Origin of the sequence: Chitinimonas taiwanensis DSM 18899 (assembly GCF_900119825.1) — a bacterium.
Classification (GTDB): domain Bacteria; phylum Pseudomonadota; class Gammaproteobacteria; order Burkholderiales; family Chitinimonadaceae; genus Chitinimonas; species Chitinimonas taiwanensis.
In genome coordinates this window covers 115,812-133,771 of record NZ_FPKR01000001.1, presented here as the reverse complement: position 1 = coordinate 133,771, position 17,960 = coordinate 115,812, and the positions used below count along the sequence as shown (strand labels likewise).

16 protein-coding genes are annotated in these 17,960 nt (G+C 63.4%); 8 read left to right on the top strand and 8 right to left on the bottom strand.

Annotation, left to right across the window (positions count from 1 at the left end; all coding sequences use genetic code 11):
- Positions 1–8: 8 nt before the first annotated feature.
- From BT173_RS00645 to creB, 3 genes are read right to left on the bottom strand one after another with little or no spacing between them, the layout of a single operon-like run.
- Entirely contained in the window at positions 9–761 is a 753-nt protein-coding gene (locus BT173_RS00645; protein ID WP_072426686.1) for a YdcF family protein, read from the bottom strand.
- Positions 762–764: 3 nt separating this feature from the next.
- Positions 765–2,192, bottom strand: a complete 1,428-nt coding sequence (gene creC, locus BT173_RS00640) for a two-component system sensor histidine kinase CreC (RefSeq protein ID WP_072426685.1) — start codon at positions 2,190–2,192, stop codon at positions 765–767.
- A complete protein-coding gene (gene creB, locus BT173_RS00635) occupies positions 2,189–2,863 on the bottom strand; it encodes a two-component system response regulator CreB (protein WP_072426684.1) in 675 nt (224 codons plus the stop codon). Before creB ends, creC begins: the two co-directional genes overlap by 4 nt.
- A gap of 116 nt (positions 2,864–2,979) precedes the next feature.
- On the opposite strand from creB, the gene BT173_RS00630 reads away from it, so the two are divergent.
- The 4 genes from BT173_RS00630 to metH all read left to right on the top strand — a co-directional run bounded on the left by BT173_RS00630 (position 2,980) and on the right by metH (position 10,100).
- Positions 2,980–3,408 (top strand): DUF4124 domain-containing protein, encoded by a 429-nt coding sequence (locus tag BT173_RS00630; protein WP_072426683.1) that lies wholly within the window; start codon positions 2,980–2,982, stop codon positions 3,406–3,408.
- 203 nt (positions 3,409–3,611) lie between these two features.
- Positions 3,612–4,676 carry a nitrogen regulation protein NR(II) gene (gene glnL, locus BT173_RS00625; RefSeq protein WP_072426682.1) on the top strand — a complete coding sequence of 355 codons (1,065 nt, stop codon included), beginning with the start codon at positions 3,612–3,614 and terminating at the stop codon, positions 4,674–4,676.
- A 16-nt stretch (positions 4,677–4,692) separates the two neighbouring features.
- Positions 4,693–6,096, top strand: a complete 1,404-nt coding sequence (gene ntrC / locus BT173_RS00620; protein ID WP_072426681.1) for a nitrogen regulation protein NR(I) — start codon at positions 4,693–4,695, stop codon at positions 6,094–6,096.
- Positions 6,097–6,395: 299 nt separating this feature from the next.
- The gene (gene metH / locus BT173_RS00615; RefSeq protein ID WP_072426680.1) at positions 6,396–10,100 is read left to right on the top strand and encodes a methionine synthase; all 3,705 of its coding nucleotides are present in this window, start codon (positions 6,396–6,398) and stop codon (positions 10,098–10,100) included.
- A 61-nt stretch (positions 10,101–10,161) separates the two neighbouring features.
- On the opposite strand, the gene pssA is transcribed toward metH, so the two are convergent.
- Entirely contained in the window at positions 10,162–10,782 is a 621-nt protein-coding gene (gene pssA, locus BT173_RS00610) for a CDP-diacylglycerol--serine O-phosphatidyltransferase (RefSeq protein ID WP_072426679.1), read from the bottom strand.
- Between the two features lie 239 nt (positions 10,783–11,021).
- On the opposite strand from pssA, the gene BT173_RS00605 reads away from it, so the two are divergent.
- Positions 11,022–12,119 (top strand): thioredoxin family protein, encoded by a 1,098-nt coding sequence (locus tag BT173_RS00605; protein WP_072426678.1) that lies wholly within the window; start codon positions 11,022–11,024, stop codon positions 12,117–12,119.
- 72 nt (positions 12,120–12,191) lie between these two features.
- Here the strand turns inward: BT173_RS00605 and BT173_RS00600 are convergent, their stop codons facing one another.
- Both BT173_RS00600 and BT173_RS00595 read right to left on the bottom strand, forming a co-directional pair.
- On the bottom strand, positions 12,192–12,404 hold the full coding sequence (locus BT173_RS00600; RefSeq protein WP_072426677.1) for a hypothetical protein: 213 nt from the start codon (positions 12,402–12,404) through the stop codon (positions 12,192–12,194).
- Positions 12,405–12,916: 512 nt separating this feature from the next.
- Positions 12,917–13,201: a hypothetical protein gene (locus BT173_RS00595; protein WP_072426676.1), complete on the bottom strand. Its 285-nt coding sequence runs from the start codon at positions 13,199–13,201 to the stop codon at positions 12,917–12,919.
- Positions 13,202–13,532: 331 nt separating this feature from the next.
- Between BT173_RS00595 and BT173_RS00590 the strand changes: the two genes are divergently transcribed.
- From BT173_RS00590 to BT173_RS00580, 3 genes are all read left to right on the top strand, one after another.
- The gene (locus BT173_RS00590; RefSeq protein ID WP_139255974.1) at positions 13,533–14,081 is read left to right on the top strand and encodes a hypothetical protein; all 549 of its coding nucleotides are present in this window, start codon (positions 13,533–13,535) and stop codon (positions 14,079–14,081) included.
- A gap of 242 nt (positions 14,082–14,323) precedes the next feature.
- Positions 14,324–14,902, top strand: a complete 579-nt coding sequence (locus tag BT173_RS00585) for a chalcone isomerase family protein (RefSeq protein WP_072426674.1) — start codon at positions 14,324–14,326, stop codon at positions 14,900–14,902.
- 161 nt (positions 14,903–15,063) lie between these two features.
- A complete protein-coding gene (locus BT173_RS00580) occupies positions 15,064–16,110 on the top strand; it encodes an extracellular solute-binding protein (RefSeq protein WP_245794107.1) in 1,047 nt (348 codons plus the stop codon).
- On the opposite strand, the gene BT173_RS00575 is transcribed toward BT173_RS00580, so the two are convergent.
- A complete protein-coding gene (locus tag BT173_RS00575) occupies positions 16,107–16,883 on the bottom strand; it encodes an alpha/beta fold hydrolase (protein ID WP_072426673.1) in 777 nt (258 codons plus the stop codon). The two genes, BT173_RS00580 and BT173_RS00575, sit on opposite strands and share 4 nt — an antisense overlap.
- The gene (locus BT173_RS00570) at positions 16,873–17,901 is read right to left on the bottom strand and encodes a M14 family zinc carboxypeptidase (protein ID WP_084658014.1); all 1,029 of its coding nucleotides are present in this window, start codon (positions 17,899–17,901) and stop codon (positions 16,873–16,875) included. Before BT173_RS00570 ends, BT173_RS00575 begins: the two co-directional genes overlap by 11 nt.
- Positions 17,902–17,960 lie beyond the last annotated feature (59 nt).

Genomic DNA, 17,960 nt, shown 5'->3' with positions numbered 1-17,960 from the left:
TATCTCTGTCAAATAGGCGTGCGTAGTTGCTGTGCCAGGCGCCCCAGCCACTCGTGGGCGATCTGGTGGCCGGTCTGGGCGGCGTTGCCGTTCGGTAGCCAGCTGTAGCGCTGTTCGCCATTGCCGCCCAGGTAGCGGGTCGGGCCGTCGATCACGCTTAGGCCGGCGCGTTCGAATTCGTAGCGTGCGCGCGGCAGGTGGCTGGCATCGCTGACCAACACGATGCGGTGCACGCCGGCTTGCCTGAGCAGTGCGGCACTGAAGCGTGCATTGTCGTGGGTGTCGAGCGAGGCGCTTTCCACCCAGCGCGCCTGCAGACCGAAATCCAGCTGCAGCGCCTCGGCCATCAGCGTCGCCTCTGGTCGACCGCCGGATGGCGCGCCGCCGGTCAGCAGCAGCGGCAGGCCGGTCTGGCGTGCCAGGCGCGCGCCATAGCGCAGTCGGCCCAGGCTGATCTGGTTCGGACTATTGCCGCCGTATTCGGGCGCATAGCGCTCCTTGCCGCCGGCCAGCACCACGATGGCCTGGGCCGAGGCGAGTTCGGCCGCGCTGGGCGGCCGGGCGGTTTCCAGCTGGCGCGCCAGCCAATCCACGCTGACCGGCGTGCTGAATAGCCATAAGCCGAACAGGCCGAGTGCGATCAGGCATCGCCCGGCGCGCGGCCAGCGTTTGAGCGCCAACAGGCCGGCCAGCGCCAGCAGCAGGGGCAGGGTGGGTGGCAGCAGCAGCTTGGCGACGAGTTTCTTGAGCAGGAAGAGCATGGCTTAGACCGGCAGGGTGAGCCGCGCCAGCGCGCCGCCCGCAGGGTGGTTGATCAGCTCGGCCTGGCCGCCATGCAGGCTGGCCACTTCGCGCACGAAGGGCAGGCCCAGGCCGGTGGACTTCGGCGCACCGTCCGGGCGTGGCAGCGAGTAAAAGCGCTCGAACACCCGTCCCAGCGCATAGTCGGGCAGGCCAGGGCCCTGATCATGCACGCTCAGCTGCAGCTGGCCGGCCTGCACCTGGGCGGCCAGGGTGATGCGGCTATCGGGCGGGGCAAAAGCCAGCGCATTGTCGAGCAGATTGCCCAGCGCTTGCTGGAGCAGGAAGGGTTCGGCCTGCAGGCGCAGGCCCTCGGCACCCTCGCAGACGATCTGCACGCGGCGCTGGGCGGCCAGATCGGCACGGCTGTCCGCCAGCTTGCTCAGCAGGCTGGCCACCTCGATCTGCTGCAGCTCGGGCGGTGCGCTACGGCTTTCCAGGCGGGCCAGCTCGAGCAGGCGGTCGATGATCTCGGTCATGCGCGCTGATTCGCGGCGGATATTGGCCAGGAAGCGCGCCTGCTGCTCGGCCGGCATATCGGGCGCGATCAGCTCGGCCGCGCCGCGTATGCCAGCCAGCGGGCTTTTCAGCTCGTGGGTCAGGCTGTGCACATAGTGTTCGACATACTGCTTGCCCTCCAGCTGCACGCGCATACGTTCGAGCGCACTGCCCAAGAGGCCCACCTCGCCGCCACCGAGTTCGGGCAAGGCGGCACGCTCGCCGCGGCCTACCGCGCTCGCATACTGGACCAGCTTGCTCAGGGAGCGGGTCAGCCACCAGGACAGCAGCACGCCGATCAGCAGCCCGGCCACCAGTACCACCACGCCCGCGCGCGCCAGGCCGCCGAAAGCCTGCTCGAAGAAGGGTTCGACGCTGCGCGAGGGCTTGGCCACCGTCACCACCCCGATCAGCTTGCCGCCGCTTGCATACACGGGCGCCGCCACATACATGACCGAGGTTTCCGGCTTGGACTCATCGCCACGGCTGGTACGCGCGCCGTACTGGCCGCGCAGGGTGCGGTAGACATCGTTCCAGCGCGAATAGTCCTGGCCGAGCGCCAGGTGATTCGAGTCGTAGAGCACGATGCCACGCGCATCGGTCACGTAGATGCGGTGGTTCGGCGTGTCCTTGCGTATGCCCCAGATCGAGGCATTCAGGCGCCGCGCGGCAAAGGCTTCCAGCTTGGCGGCGAAGGCGCCGTTCGCCACCGTGCCGGCAGCGAGCTCCGGCTGGACGAATTCGGCCAGCAGATTGGCGGTGTCGACCAGCGTGTCTTCCATCGACTGGCGCAACGCCGGTTCCAGCTTGTCGCGCGCGGTATCGAGCAGGAAAAAGGCGGCCAGGCCCACCACCAGGAAATAGCCGAGGAAGATGCGGACGCCGATTCTCATGGCTTGTGCCAGCTGAAGCTGTAACCGAGGCCGCGATGGGTGCGGATCGGGTCAAACAGCGGATCGCGCTCGCGCAGCTTGGCGCGCAAGCTCTTGATATGGGCATCCACAGTGCGCTCGAAGCTGGCTTCCGGCTCATCCCAGGCGCGGTCCATCAGCTGGGCACGGCTGAACACGCGTTCGGGTTCGGCCATCAGGGCGGCCAGCAGCCGGTATTCGTAACGGGTCAGCTCGAGCGGGCGGCCCTGCAGGCTGATCTGCGCGCGCACGGTATCGTGCTTGAGCACATGGCCCGCTGCGGGCGCCGGCTGGCCGCGACGCAGTATCGCGCGCACGCGCGCCACCAGCTCGCGCGGGCTGAAGGGCTTGGGCACATAGTCGTCGGCCCCGAGTTCGAAGCCGACCACCCGGTCGATCTCTTCGGCGCGTGCGCTCAGGAACAGGATGGGCACGGCCGAGCTCTGGCGCACGCTGCGGCAGACATCGAAGCCGCTCTGGTCGGGCAGGCCGACATCGAGAATCAGCAGATCGGCGCCCATCTGGGCGAAATCGGCCAGCCCGGCGCGCCCCAGCGTATGCCAGCGCACCGCATAACCCTCGCGCTCGAGTGCATACACGACGCTGTCGGCAATTGCCGCCTCGTCTTCAATCAACAGTATCTGTTTGGCCATGGGCGCCGATTGTAGCGAATGCGTGGCCGGGCGAACCGCAAGCCATTGCGATGGTCTGAAAAAGCAGTCACTTAGCCATGTTAAGATGCCCGCAATCTGAATTTCACGCCATTGTCATGCTGCTGCGCCCACTCCTGATCGCCTGTCTTGCCCTGCCCGCCTTTGCGGAGATCTACAAGCACGTCGATAAGGACGGCCAGGTCACCTATTCGAATATCCCGATCAAGGGCGCCAAGCGCATGGCGCTCGATCCAGTGCCGGACAGCATCCCGGCCCCGCGCAGCCATGCGGGCGGCAGCAAGCCGCGCGCCTCGCAGACCCCCACCCCAGCCAGCTTTCCGCGCGTGGACAGCGGCACGCAGAAGAACCGCGACCAGGGCCGTCGCCAGATTCTGATGGACGAGATGGCCAGTGAGCAGAAGCTGCTGGCCGATAGCCGCCAGCGCCTGAGCAGCGCGCCGCAGGATGCCAAGCTGCGCGAAAAGGCGCTGTTCCACGAGAAGAATATCGAGATCCTGCAAAAGGAAATCGCGCGCATCAACTAAGGCGCCAGCGCCATCACCGCCCTGCTGCAGAAATGCACTAAGATGGTGCATGCATGCGCCATTCGCATGCCCTGAAGCGGAGCATGCCGGCCCAATCTCGGCGCAAGGCCGCCAAGTGGCTGATTTATAAGCACTGGTCTGCATGCTCTGGTAGTGGCCCGCTATTTGCTACAAGCGGGTTTAACTTAGCTAGCGGCGCGCCCATGTCTCATCCCGCCTTTGCCGGACTGGAATTAATCGAAACCGCGGTCATCGTGCTGGATGGCGCGCGCACGGTGCGCCACCTGAATCCGGCGGCAGAGACCCTGTTCGAGCTGTCGGCGCGCGAAACCATAGGTCGCCCGCTGTCGGCCTGTTTTTCCGAGCCGGCCGAGATCCTGGCGGCGCTGGATGCGGCGGAAAAGCAGAATGCCAGCGTGACCGAGCACGATGTGGCGCTGGCGGTGCGCCTGGGCAATACCATTCATGTCGGCTTCACCGTGCGCGAGATCGAGGCGCCGGCGCTGACGGTGCTGGAGTTCCGCCAGACCGACCAGCAACGCAAGATCGCCAATGAAGAACGCCTGGCCGCCCAGCAGCTGGCCAACCGCCAGCTGATCCGCAATCTGGCGCACGAGATCAAGAATCCGCTCGGCGGCATACGCGGTGCGGCCCAGCTCCTGAAGAAGGAGCTGCCTGACCCCGCGCTGAAGGAATACACGCAGGTGATCGTCGACGAGGCCGACCGCCTGCAAAGCCTGCTCGACCGTCTGCTGACCCCGCACCGGCTGCCGCAGCTGGGTGAGGTCAATATCCACGAGGTGCTGGAGCGTGTGCGCAGCGTGCTGTTGGCCGAGTTCCCGAATGGCCTGGCGGTACGGCGCGATTACGACACCAGTGCGCCCGATCTGTATGGCGACAAGGAGCAGCTGATCCAGGCCGTGCTCAATATCGTGCGCAATGCCGCCCAAGCCATGCACGGCGCGGGCCAGATCGTGCTGAAGACCCGCATCGCGCGTCAGGTCACCCTGAACCGGCGCCGCTTCCCACTCGGCCTCACGCTGGAAATCACCGATAACGGCCCCGGCATTCCCGAGCAGATCCGCGAGACGCTGTTCTACCCGCTGGTATCGGCCCGGCCGGGTGGCACCGGCATCGGTCTGCATCTCGCGCACACCTTTATTCAGCAACACAACGGCACCATCGCCTTCGAGAGCGAACCGGGCCGCACCAGTTTCACGATCACCCTGCCGCTCAATGGCTGGTCGCCGCTAGACGGCAGCAAATAACCCGAAGACCCCACCCATGAAACCTGTCTGGATCATCGACGACGACCGCTCCATCCGCTGGGTATTCGAAAAGGCGCTGGCCCGCGAGGGCATTGCCTTTCACGCCTTCAGCGCCGCGGCGGAAGCGCTCGACGCCCTTAAGCGCGAAACCCCGGCCGTGGTGGTCAGCGATATCCGCATGCCGGGTGAGTCGGGCCTCGACCTGCTCGGCCAGCTCAAGGAGCGCTTCCCGCGCCTGCCGGTCATCATCATGACTGCCCATTCCGATCTGGAAAGCGCGGTGGCGGCCTTCCAGGGCGGGGCCTTCGAATACCTGCCCAAGCCGTTTGATGTCGACCACGCAGTCGAGCTGATCCGCCGCGCCATGGACGAGAGCCTCAAGCAAGAGGTGATCGAGGCGCCGCTTGAGGAAGCGCCCGAGATTCTCGGTCAGGCGCCGGCCATGCAGGAGGTGTTCCGCGCGATTGGCCGGCTTAGTCAGAGCGCTGCCACGGTGATGATTACCGGCGAATCGGGGGCGGGTAAGGAACTGGTCGCGCGTGCGCTGCATCGCCACAGCCCACGCTCGGGCAAACCGTTTGTGGCCATCAATACTGCGGCCATCCCCAAGGATCTGCTCGAGAGCGAGCTGTTCGGCCATGAGCGCGGCTCATTCACCGGCGCGCAGAACCAGCGCACCGGCCGCTTCGAACAGGCCGAGGGCGGCACGCTCTTCCTGGATGAAATCGGCGATATGCCGGCCGAGCTGCAGACGCGTTTATTGCGAGTGCTCAGCGATGGTTATTTCTACCGCGTGGGCGGCCATGCGCCGATCAAGGCCAATGTGCGCGTGATTGCCGCCACCCACCAGGCGCTGGAAGATCGGGTCAAAAATGGCCTGTTCCGCGAGGATCTGTTCCATCGCCTCAACGTGATCCGCCTGCGCCTGCCAGCCCTGCGCGAACGGCGCGAGGATATCCCGGTGCTGGCGCGCCACTTCCTGGCCAAGTCAGCGCGCGAACTGGGGGTGGAGGTTAAACGGCTGACCGAGGACGCGATGCGTGTGCTGGCCGGCTTCGAATTCCCCGGCAATGTGCGTCAGCTGGAGAACCTGTGCCACTGGATCACCGTGATGGCACCCGGCCAGGCGGTGGGCCCGGCGGATCTGCCGCCTGAATTGAAGGGCGAAAGCGCGCAGAGCAGCGGTGGCGGCGATTGGGCCGCCCAGCTGGCCGGCGAGGCTGACCGTCGCCTGCGCGGTGGCGAGCGCGGCTTTATCGAAGAACTCACCCATCAGTTCGAACGCACGCTGATCCTGCGCGCGCTGGCAGCCACCGGCGGCAAGCGCATCGAGGCGGCCGAACGTCTGGGCCTCGGGCGCAATACCCTGACGCGCAAGATTCAGGAACTGGATCTGGAACGCGAGATCGGCGGCGAGTAGGGACGTTGTAAGGCGTGCGGCGTTGGGGGTGAGGTGTCGATGTCGGAGTGCAGCTGCGCCGCACGCAGGACTTGCGTGGTTCTGGGGAGGACCACCACACTGAATCCGCCTCACGCCTCACGCCTCACGCCTCACGCCTCACGCCTCACGCCTCACGCCTCACGCCTCACGCCTCACGCCTCACGCCTCACGCCTCACTGTATTAATACTGTTCATATACATAGATCGCCTTTGGCCAAGGCGCGGCATCAGTGCGTGCTAAAATTCGCCCCTTTCCCTCGCAATATCAGCCACTTGCCATGACCACGCGCCGCACACAGATCGAAGCCCTGCTCAAAAACCGCATCCTGATGCTGGACGGTGGCATGGGCACTATGATTCAGCGCCATGCGCTGGGCGAGATGGACTACCGTGGCGAGCGTTTCAAGGACTGGCCGAGTGATCTGAAGGGCAATAACGACCTGCTGGTGTTGACCCAGCCCGCCATCATCGCCGGCATCCACCAGGCCTATCTCGATGCCGGCGCCGACATCATCGAGACCAATAGCTTCAACGCCACCAGCATTGCCATGGCCGATTACGATATGCAAGGCCTGGTGCATGAGCTGAACGTGGCCGCGGCGCGCCTGGTGAAGGACTTGTGCGTGGCGCAGACCGCCAGGACGCCAGACAAGCCACGCTTCTGTGCCGGTGTGCTCGGCCCCACCAACCGCACCTGCTCGATCAGCCCCGATGTGAACGATCCGGGCTATCGCAATGTGAGCTTCGACCAACTGGTGGAAAGCTATACCGAGGCCATCGACGGCCTGGTGCTTGGCGGTGCCGACTTGCTGCTGGTCGAAACCATCTTCGACACCTTGAATGCCAAGGCGGCGGTGTTCGCCATCCATAAATACTTCGATGAGCACCCCGAGATCGAGCGCCTGCCGATCATGATCTCGGGCACCATCACCGACCAGTCCGGCCGCACGCTGACTGGCCAGACCACTGAGGCCTTCTACAACTCGCTGCGCCATGCCGATGCGGTCAGCTATGGCCTGAACTGCGCGCTGGGGCCGGATCTCTTGCGCCCCTATGTGGAAGAAATCGCGCGCGTGTCGGAGAGCTTCGTCTCGGTGCACGCCAATGCTGGCCTGCCGAATGCGTTTGGCGGCTACGACCTAAGCCCCGAGGTGATGGCGGTGCAGGTGCGTGAATGGGCTGAGTCGGGCCTGGTCAATATCGTCGGCGGCTGCTGCGGCACCACGCCCGAACATATCGCGGCCATGAGCGCGGCGCTGACTGGCCTTGCGCCGCGCGCCCTGCCCGAGATCGAGCCCAAGCAGCGTCTGTCGGGCCTTGAACCCTTCAATATCGGTGACAGTGATCTGTTTGTGAACGTGGGTGAGCGCACCAATGTGACCGGCTCGCGCGCCTTCGCCAAGCTGATCCTGGCCGGCGACTACCCGGCTGCGCTGGAAGTGGCGCGCCAGCAGGTGGTGGCCGGCGCCCAGGTCATCGACGTGAACATGGATGAAGGCATGCTGGACGCCGAGAAGGCCATGGTCACCTTCCTGAACCTGATCGCGTCCGAGCCCGATATCTCGCGCGTGCCGGTGATGATCGACTCCTCGAAGTGGAGCGTGATTGAGGCCGGCCTCAAGTGCGTGCAGGGCAAGCCCATCGTCAACTCGATCTCGATGAAGGAGGGCATACCCGAGTTCATCAAGCATGCCCGGCTGTGCAAGCGCTATGGCGCGGCGGTCATTGTGATGGCCTTTGACGAGGTCGGTCAGGCCGATACCTTCGCGCGCAAGATCGAGATCTGCGAGAAGAGCTATCGGATTCTGGTGGACGAGGTCGGCTTCGACCCCTCGGACATCATCTTCGACCCGAATATCTTCGCGGTGGCCACCGGCATCGAGGAGCACGCCAAGTACGGCCTCGACTTCATCGAGGCGACCGGCTGGATCAAGCGCCATCTGCCGCATGCCAAGATTTCCGGCGGTGTGTCGAATGTCAGCTTCAGCTTCCGCGGCAATAACAAGGTGCGTGAGGCGATCCACGCGGTCTTCCTCTACCACGCGATTCAGCAGGGCATGAGCATGGGCATCGTGAATGCCGGTGCGCTGGAAGTGTATGAAGAGGTGCCAGTCGAGCTGCGCGATGCGATCGAAGACGTGGTGCTCAATCGCACGCGCGCCGATGGCGCCGATACCACCGAGGCGCTGATTGCCCTGGCCGAGCGCTTCAAGGGCGACGCGAATGCGCAGAAGGGCGAAGACCTGAGTTGGCGTCAGGGCAGCTTGCAGGAGCGCATCACCCATGCGCTGGTGAAAGGCATTACCACCTATATCATCGAAGACACCGAGGAAGCCCGCCAGAGTCTGCCGCGCCCTATCCATGTGATCGAAGGCCCGCTGATGAATGGCATGAACCATGTCGGCGACCTGTTCGGCTCGGGCAAGATGTTCCTGCCCCAGGTGGTGAAATCGGCACGGGTGATGAAGGCGGCAGTTGCCTATCTCGAACCGTTTATCGAGGAAGAGAAGGTCCGCCTCGGCACTGTCGACTCGGCTGCCAAGGGCCGCATCGTGATGGCCACGGTGAAGGGCGATGTGCACGATATCGGCAAGAACATTGTCGGCGTGGTGCTGCGCTGCAATAACTACGAAGTGATCGACCTTGGCGTGATGGTGCCCGCGCAGAAGATCCTCGATACCGCGCGCGAATTCGGCGCCGACATCATCGGCCTGTCGGGCCTGATCACGCCCTCGCTGGAGGAAATGGCCCATGTGGCCAAGGAAATGCAGCGCCAGGGCTTCACGATTCCGTTGCTGATTGGCGGCGCCACCACCTCCAAAGTGCATACCGCGGTCAAGATCGCACCCAATTACGCTGAGCCGGTCATCTATGTGCCTGATGCCTCGCGCGCGGTGGGCGTGTGCTCGAATCTGCTCTCGGAAGACCTGCGCGCCGACTATGTGGCCGGCATCGCCAGCGAATACGAGAACATCCGCACCATCCACGCCAACCGCGCCAAGCTCGATCTGCTCAAGCTGGCCGATGCGCGTGCGAATGGCTTCCAGGCCGATTGGGCCAGCTACACACCGCCCAAGCCCAAGCAGCTCGGTGTGATCAAGTTCGAAAACTATCCGCTGGCCGAGATTGCCGAGTTCATCGACTGGAGCCCCTTCTTCAATGCCTGGGAGTTGTTCGGCAAGTACCCACGTATTCTTGATGACGAGGTGGTGGGTGAATCGGCACGCGCGCTGTTTGCCGATGGCCAGGCCATGCTCCAGCGCATGATTGCCGGCAACTGGGTGCGCGCGAATGGCGTGGTTGGCCTGTTCCCGGCCGCCAGCGTGGGTGACGATATCGAGCTCTACGACCCCGCCAGCGGCGAGAAACTGATGGCCATGCACTGCCTGCGCCAGCAAAACCGCAAGGCCGAAGGCAAACCGAACTGGTGCCTGGCCGATTTCGTGGCGCCCAAGGCCAGCGGCAAGCCCGACTATGTGGGCCTGTTCGCAGTCACCGGCGGCATCGATATCGAACCGCATGTCAAAGCGTTTGAAGATGCCAATGACGATTACAGCGCCATCATGGTCAAGGCCCTGGCCGACCGCCTGGCCGAGGCGTTTGCCGAACTCATGCACGCCAAGGTGCGGCGCGAGCTGTGGGGCTATGTGGATGAAGCGGGCTTGAGCGTGGACGACCTGACCGAGGAGCGCTACCGCGGCATCCGCCCGGCGCCGGGCTACCCTGCCTGCCCCGACCACACCACCAAGACCGATCTGTTCCGCGTGCTGGATGCCGAGTCCATCGGCATGAGCCTGACCGAGGGCTATGCGATGCTGCCCACCGCCGCGGTCAGTGGCCTCTACTTCAGCCACCCGGACGCGCAGTACTTCGCAGTGGGCAAGCTCGATAAGGATCAGATCGAGGACTATGCAGCGCGGCGCGGGGTCAGTGTCGAGCAGGCCGAGCGCGATCTGGCGCCGAACCTGGCCTACAACGCCTGAGGCCGTGCGATGCAAAAAAAAGCCCACCATGCGGTGGGCTTTTTTATTGGGCGTGTGTGCCTTACAGCTTGGGAATACGGATGCGGCTGATCATCAGCGAACCCGATATCGCAAACATCAGCACCAGCGGGTGGAAGCGGAAGCCGCCGATTTCGTACACGCCGAACCACAGCTGCTTGCCAATCGCGCCGTCGTAGACCGCGACCGCCAGCACCGCTACCAGCAAGAGCGAGGTTGGGATCGGCGTGCCTTCGAAGTAGCTGACCTTGCCGCTGTCGTCGCTCATCTTTTCGGCCGTCACGTTATAGCGCGCCAGGCGCGACACGCCGGCAGCCACGAAGAACAGCAGCACGATGCGGTCGAACAGGCCCTGCATGCCGCAGCCATAGGCAATCACGGCGGGCGCCACGCCAAAGGAGATCACATCGGCCAGCGAATCGAGCTCGCGCCCCATGGCTGAGGATTTCTGGCGCCAGCGTGCGACCCGGCCATCCAGCACATCGAAGATCAGCGCCAGCGGAATCAGGCCGCAGGCAAAGTACAGGTGCAGCACTTCCTGGGTCTGCAGATAGGTCATCACCGCGAACAGCGCACCCACACCGCAAAAGGCATTCGACAGCGTGATCCAGTCGGCCAGGTGGAACTCGCGAATCATGGAAAAAGGTTTCGGTTTATTGCTCATCGTCAGGTCCGGCAAGAGTTTGCGCCGATGGTAATGCAATCCGCTCCGCCATGGCGGCTAGTTGCGCAGGAATCTGGCCTGGAGGGCGTTGTATCGCGGTTGAATTGGCAATAAAGACATGCCAAATGCATCCTCGTCATGATAAAAAGCGCAACAAATTCCGCCAAGTCATTGATATTAAATGATTCTAATATTCCTGGCGGATGTGAATAGCTGAAGACTTATCCCCTGGAGGAATCATGTTGCAACGCCTTGCTCCCCTCGCCCTGCTGCTGGCCAGCGCCCTGTGCATCCCGGCCCAGGCCGGCCTGCTCGACAAGATCAATGGTGCGGTCGACGATATCAAGCGCCTGTCGTCCAATCTGCCTAGCATGGGCGATAGTACGCCGGCCAAGGAGCTGAACCCCGGTGAAGGCAGTGGTGGTGACAGCACGGTACTACCGCTCGGTCTGCTCCAGTATCCGAAATCCACCCTGGACGGGCGTGTGTACAACCCGATGGAACGCGTGCGTATGCCGGTCAGCGTGCCGCGCCGCCACCCGGACGATGGCTGGGTATCGCCCTATAGCGTGCCGATGGAGGGCAAGGTCACCATGGTGCGCTTTTCGCATCGCACCGATGACAGCCCGCTGCTGATCACCAAGCATTACGAGGCCTGGCTGGCCGAAAACGGCTTCGAACGCCTTATGCTGTGCGAAGCGCCCTGCGATGCGGCCGACGATGGCAGCGAATGGGAAAAGATGGTCGACCCGAGCGAGCGGCTGTCCTACGGCCTGCCCGATAACGGTACCTATGTGGTCGGCTTCAAGAAGAACAGCATGGCGCTGTTCGGCGTGGGCCGCTATGCCGGACGCTTCGTGTCGGTGGTGAAGGTGGTCGAAGGTACGGTCATTGATGCCTCACCCTGGCAGCAGGTGACCGCCAATCGCAAGCCGCCGGTGGGTGTGCCCCAGTCGAATGGCTCGCAAACCGCGCAGAGCGATACGCTGAACGAGGAAGTCGAATTGGTGGCCAGCGACGATTTGCCGAGCCGCATTGCGGAATCGAAGGGCTTTGTCATGGTGCAGCTGACTTCCTTCGACCCAGCCTGCCCCTACTGCACGCGTGCCAACCCGAAAATCGACCAGCTGGCCAAGCGTTATGCCGGCAAGGTCGCTACGTGGCGCGCGACTTGGCAGCCCTGGCTGAGCATGCAGGACGATGCCTATATCCGCGCTCAGGGTATTACCGGCTTGCCCGCCACGCTGACCTTCAAGAACGGCAAGCTGGTACGACGTTTGATGGGTGACCATCCACTGGAAAAGATGGAGAAGGAACTGCTGCTCGGCCTGAAGTAAGCGAGCGCAGCAATAAAAGAAAAGCCGCCCTGCATGCAGGGCGGCTTTTTTACGTCTGCCAGCGAGGCAGGATCAGTTCAAGCTGCTGGCGCGGCCATTGCGGCTACGCGTACCGGGCAGGTAGGCGTGGCCCATATAGCGAGCGCTGGCGCGACCAAGGCGCGATTCCAGTTCGACTTGCACTTGGCGGCCGATGGTCTCGACGGCCAGTACCTTGAACTGGATCTGTTCACCGCGGATTTCCTGGGTGAAATGGTCGCCTGCTTTCAGGTCTCGAATAATCATGGTGTTTCCTTTAATTATTTTTCTTTGCGGTGCTAGTGCTTCGTGGCCGATGGGCGCAGCCGGACCATTGAGGTCGAGCGTCATCCTGCCCGTTCCGGGCTATCGGCAAAAGTGGCACAACGCCGACCCCTGAAGGGCCGCAGCAGTCGATTGCGCCATGACATGCGCCGCTGGCATGGGTCTGCCATGCCGTGGTCTAGGGTGCCAGGACAAAACCGGAAAGCGCACTGCTCGCGCATAAGCCTTGTCTTGGCGTAAAGCCTCAGACAGTAAGCAGAGACAACGCACGCTGGTGCGGGTTCCGCGGCAAGCTTGATATCGTAAGGAGGAGAACTCGCGCGGGGCGAAAGGACTACCGAAGGGACGAAAAGCTTGAGAACTGTATAAGGTGATCTGCCGGGCTGGAACCCGACAGAGCCCGCACTCTAACACAGAAATTCCTACTGTGTTGCTAAGTATTTGTTTTTATTTGCCTGGCTGCCCGGGTAGGCAGCCGGCAAGTACGGACAGCCTTAGGATTGCTGGCGCAGCTTGGCCAGGATGGTGGCCGGGTCCTCGCTTTCCTGAAGCACCAGGCGGATGCGATTCAGCGCGGCGGCGGCCTGGTCCGGATACTTGCCGAAAGTGACCAGACCGCTGTGCGGCCAGCCGGCCGCAGCCAGCACATCCTTGCGGAACTGGGCGCCATTCGCGTCGCCGCCGGCGATCTGCTGTAAGGCACGTTCAATCAATACGTGAGGGAAAGGGGTGCGCGACAGCGAGCTGAAATGCTGGGCTTGGACTTCGTCAAATTGCATGGTGAGCGACTCCGCTAGGGCATGCCATCATCTAAGCCCAAGCCGGGCGGTTTTGCCATGTCCGCTGAGCAGAAAGCGCCGCTCGCTTGCACTTAGCAGGGTGGATTCTTGCGTCAATCCGCCTACCGTTGGGCGGCGCGGCCCCTGGCATGCGTGCGCTGTTTCACTGGCCGGGCTGGCACTTTTTGCCTTGAATCATGCACCTGTGCGGCAGGTTGGCTTTCGCGGGCTGCAAGGGTGTTGGGGCGCATTTTGCCTACCCTGTTTGAAGGATGTTTCACCCTGACGCTTGCGGCAGTCTGCCGACTTCTTTCTCGCCCATGGTGACATCATGAAAACCTCGCTGATTGCTTGTTCCCTGCTGCTCGCTATCCCTGCCCTGGCTGCCGAAACCTGCCGCCCAGTATTCGGCCTGATTCAGCTCACCCCAGATGCCGATTGCCAGGTGGTGAAAGCCTACCCGGGCAATGCCTATCTGGGCGCACAGCGCGTGCCCGGCACCTGTTTCAAGACCCAGGCCCTGGGGCTGGGCAATGGCTTTTCCGGCCTGACCATGGAGTCGGTGTTCGGTCTCGATCAGGGACATACCACTACGCCAGGCGTGCTGAATGAGAAAGATGCGCCACCGCTGCCCTCCGATATGCCGCTCCCGCAAACCCGGCAGATGTTTACCGGGCGTACGGTGATCAAGACCGCGCAGGGTGATATCTACAGTGCCGATGCCGGCACCATGAGCGCCAAGGGCTCCACCGAGCAGGCCATCATCGTCGGTGGCACTGGGCGTTATCAGCGTGCCACTGGCCATATCTACGCGTTTGGCGACTATATCGGCAGCGGCAAATGGGGCACGTATACCGGCCAGCTATGCACGCCGCGCTAGTCGGCTGCGCGCTTGCGGATAAAAGGAGGCCTGGGGCCTCCTTTTTTACCGCCCTGTTGTGCATGGCCGACAGTCGAGCCCTGGATTTTGCCGTGGGAAATACATCCGCCAAGCGCTTGCTTGTGTTGTCCTGCTCGGCTCGGTTAGCCTAGAGCAAATATTCGGTTGCGGCCGGATAGATGGCGTCAGCCTGCACAAGGCGACGATGGGTTTTGGGCATGCAGGGTGGAGAGCACAAGCAGATGGGAAATAGCATCAAGAAGTGGCTGGTCATGGGTGGTCTGTTGGCATTCAGCCTCGGCGCTGCGGCGGTCGAGGTAGGCGGTGTGACGCTCGATGAGCAGGTCAAGGTGGGCAATAGCGAGTTGAAACTGAACGGCGCGGGCATACGTACCAAGGCCTTTTTCAAGGTCTATGTCGCGGCGCTCTATCTAGGTGACAAGAAGGGCAGCACGGCCGAGGTACTGAGTGCGACCGGCCCCAAGCGGGTGACCCTGACCATGTTGCGCGAGGTCAGCTCGGACCAGCTGAGCCAGGCTTTGCTGGACGGCATCAATAACAATTCCAGCAGCGAGGAGAAGCTGCAGCTGTTCAACCAGATGCTGGCGATCGGGCAGATTTTCGGCGCCTATCGCTCGATCAAGCCCAAGGATGTGGTCACGCTGGACTGGGTGCCGGGCAGTGGCACGCAGATTTTCATGAATGGTAAGAAACTGGGCGATACCCTGCCCGAGGCGAGTTTCTACAATGCGCTGCTGAAGATCTGGCTGGGCGACAAACCAGCCGACAAGAGCCTGAAGCGGCAGATGCTGGGCGGCTAAGCCACGCGAATGGCCGCGCCTTCCTGTGCGCGGCTGCTTTGCTTGCATCGTGCGGCTCGTCTACATTAGGGGCAGGATTTCGCTATCTTCCCTGCCCAATTGGCCACAGCCCGCCGCCTGGTTCGGACCGGCCGGCTACGTGCCAAGGAAAGTCGTTTGTCTTGAAAGTTGGCTGGTCTGCCCTGCCCTTGCGTTTCCTCTGCCTGGCGCTGTGTGTGCTGGGCGCTTTGCCTTTGTCGGCGACGGAAACCCTGCGCGTGCTGTCCTGGCCCGGCTATACCTCGCCCGAGATCGTGCGCAACTTCGAGCAGCAGTTCGATGCGCGCGTCGAGCTGACCGAGGTCAATACCGATGATGTGTTGTGGGAAAAAGCCAGCGCGAATGGCGGGCAGGATTTCGATGTGGTAGCGGTCAATACCGCCGAGCTGCAGCGCCTGATCCAGGGCGGGCTGGCCGTACCGCTGGCATTGGAGGCAATTCCCAATACCCGCCAGCAGCTGCGCCGCTTTCGCGATCTCGCAGCCATTCCCGGCCTGGTGTACGGCGATAAGACCTATGCGCTGCCGTTTACCTATTCGGAAATGGGCCTCATCTACAACCGCAAGCTGGTTAAGCAGGCGCCCACTTCCATGGCTGCGCTATGGGATCTGCAATACCGTGGCCGCATCCTGCTCTACGAGGGCAGCGCACATAATTTCAGCCTGACCGCCTTGCTGGCGGGCGAGAAGAACCCGTTTCGCCTGTCGGAGAGTGCATTCCGCAATGTCGTGCAGCGCCTGATCGCCCTGCGTGCTAACCGCCCGCTGCTGTACAGCTCGCCTGAGGAGGCGGTGCGCCAGTTTCGCCGCAAACCGGTGGCGCTGGCCTTTGGCAATTACGGCACCCAGCAGCTGAAGGCCTTGCAGGCGGCCGGCGAGGATGTCGGCTATGTGCTGCCGCAGGAGGGCGCACTGGCCTGGCTGGACTGCTGGGCGATACTCAAGGGCGGCAGCAAGTCGCCGCTGGCTTCAGCCTGGATCAACCATATGCTGACGCGCGAAGTGGGTCAGCACCTGGTCCAGCAGCAGGGTCTACCGAATACCCTGGAAAACCCGCCCGGCATGCGCGACGCGGACAAGCTGATCTGGCTGCAGCCGGTGGAAAACCCTGAGCGGCGCAGCGAATACTGGTCGCGCATCTTGTCCGGCTACCGCAAGGGCATGTTCTAGGCGCCCTCCTGCGCCGCCTCGTTGATCCACAACACGATCTGTTCCACCAGCCAATCCGCCGCATCCAGCGGCAGGTCATGGCCGGCTTGCGCGTGCAGTGCCAGTGGCCAGCCGGTAGCGACGGCCAAGGCCTGCGAGCAGCGCGGGTCGACCAGTCCGTCCTGCGCGCTGGCCAGCAGCAGACCCGGACAGGACGGCCAATGCGCGGGCGGGCGAAAGCGTGCTGCAGCCCAGAGCTGACGTAGCAGATTGAGGCTGCTGACCGGTGCCTCGGCCTGCCAGCGCTGCCAGTCGCCCAGTACCTGGGCGGCGCGCTCGGGGCGATTGCTGGTCAGGGCCAGGATGCTGGCTTCGCGCGTGGCAGCGGGCTGGAACAGTAGCTGCAGCAGAGCCGGGTAACGCTGCCAGCGCAGGCGTTGCCAGAACGGCGCAAGACCGGCCAGGCTGGTGCTGATCAGTACCAGGCGGTCGACCTCGGTCGGAAAGCGGCTGGCCCAATCGAGCGCCACCATGCCACCCAGCGAGATGGCAATCACATTGACCGGTCCGGCCTGTAGCTCCGTGCCCAGTGCGGCGCGCAGCGCTGTGGTTTGCGCTTCGATGCGCGTTGCGCTGGCCGCTTGCCAGTGCTGGCCATTGCCAGGCAGATCAGGCGTCAGCACGCGCGCCTCGCCCAGCGCTTCGGTCAGGCGGCCGGGAAAGTCGCCCCAGTGACGCGCCTCGCGCCCCAGTCCGCGTAGCAGAACCCAGCGCTGTGTCTGCTTAGCAGCCATTGCGATACCAGAGCTGCATCGCATCCATGCGATGGCGTGCGCTGCGCTGCCGGCCAGCCAGCCAGCGCTGCTCGCTGGCGGCCAGGCGGGTCAGGAATTCCATGAAGGCCAGATGGGTGCGCATGGTGCGCTGCTGGCGGTGCGGGGCGACCGGATTGAACATGCCGAGGCGGGAGAACAGCTGGCGCGGGTTCTTCTTCACCCAATTCCAGGAACCCATCTCCAGCGTCAGCGGCAGGAATAGCCGCTCCGGGTGCTGGCGCGACTGTAGATACAGATGGTCCCACAGGTCACCATGGGTCAGGTATTGGTGGCTCTGCGGTTCGAACACATAGCGGTGGTGCGGATAGGCCTGATCGAACAGGGTTTTCAGCGTGTAGATCTCGCCCAGGATATCGATGGGGCGGCGGCTGCCTGCGAGTGGAAACCAGATGCGATCACGCAGGCCGAAGCCGGAATGGCAGTCGAGCGCAATCGATAGCGGGCGGCTGAGCAGCTCCTCCTCGACTACTTGGCACAGCGCCGCGCTCTCGGCCTGCATCTCGGCCTCGGCCGGGCCGCGATACCAGGGCAGCCAGCGCCCAAGCCTGTGCCCACCCAGCAGCCATGCCGGTCGCTCATGTGCATCCAAAGGCGCATTGCGCATCAGATCGACGCCGTGGGGGTTTGCGCGTTGGCGCCGCAGCATGCCGCCCGGGTTGACCAATGGCATGAAGAGTAGGCGCACCTGACTCAACTGGTGCTCGAGCAGGGGGTCCCACTGCAGGCGCATGAGCAGATTGTGGATGAAGGCCAGCAGCACCTGGGTGCCAATGCGCTCTAGCCCATGCACGCCGCCAAAGAAGCCCACGGCCGGCGCGGCGGGATCTGTGCTGCCCAGGCTGAGTAGCTGTACCGGCAGGTGATAGGACTTCAGCTCGACCCCGGTCACCGTGCGCACATGCAGGCGCCCGGCACCCAGCTTGATCAGGCGTTCCAGCTGGGCCAGTTCGGGTAGGTGGTCGTAGGGCAGGCGCATGGCAGTGGGAGCGGGACAAGGCTCCAGCATAGCCAGCCATGCGGCGAAAAGGCGTGACG

Coding starts and splice junctions, on each gene's coding strand:
- BT173_RS00645 (WP_072426686.1), bottom strand. CDS start 761: ATGCTCTTCCTGCTCAAGAAACTCGTCGCCAAGCTGCTGCTGCCACCC.
- creC (WP_072426685.1), bottom strand. CDS start 2,192: ATGAGAATCGGCGTCCGCATCTTCCTCGGCTATTTCCTGGTGGTGGGC.
- creB (WP_072426684.1), bottom strand. CDS start 2,863: ATGGCCAAACAGATACTGTTGATTGAAGACGAGGCGGCAATTGCCGAC.
- BT173_RS00630 (WP_072426683.1), top strand. CDS start 2,980: ATGCTGCTGCGCCCACTCCTGATCGCCTGTCTTGCCCTGCCCGCCTTT.
- glnL (WP_072426682.1), top strand. CDS start 3,612: ATGTCTCATCCCGCCTTTGCCGGACTGGAATTAATCGAAACCGCGGTC.
- ntrC (WP_072426681.1), top strand. CDS start 4,693: ATGAAACCTGTCTGGATCATCGACGACGACCGCTCCATCCGCTGGGTA.
- metH (WP_072426680.1), top strand. CDS start 6,396: ATGACCACGCGCCGCACACAGATCGAAGCCCTGCTCAAAAACCGCATC.
- pssA (WP_072426679.1), bottom strand. CDS start 10,782: ATGAGCAATAAACCGAAACCTTTTTCCATGATTCGCGAGTTCCACCTG.
- BT173_RS00605 (WP_072426678.1), top strand. CDS start 11,022: ATGTTGCAACGCCTTGCTCCCCTCGCCCTGCTGCTGGCCAGCGCCCTG.
- BT173_RS00600 (WP_072426677.1), bottom strand. CDS start 12,404: ATGATTATTCGAGACCTGAAAGCAGGCGACCATTTCACCCAGGAAATC.
- BT173_RS00595 (WP_072426676.1), bottom strand. CDS start 13,201: ATGCAATTTGACGAAGTCCAAGCCCAGCATTTCAGCTCGCTGTCGCGC.
- BT173_RS00590 (WP_139255974.1), top strand. CDS start 13,533: ATGAAAACCTCGCTGATTGCTTGTTCCCTGCTGCTCGCTATCCCTGCC.
- BT173_RS00585 (WP_072426674.1), top strand. CDS start 14,324: ATGGGAAATAGCATCAAGAAGTGGCTGGTCATGGGTGGTCTGTTGGCA.
- BT173_RS00575 (WP_072426673.1), bottom strand. CDS start 16,883: ATGGCTGCTAAGCAGACACAGCGCTGGGTTCTGCTACGCGGACTGGGG.
- BT173_RS00570 (WP_084658014.1), bottom strand. CDS start 17,901: ATGCGCCTGCCCTACGACCACCTACCCGAACTGGCCCAGCTGGAACGC.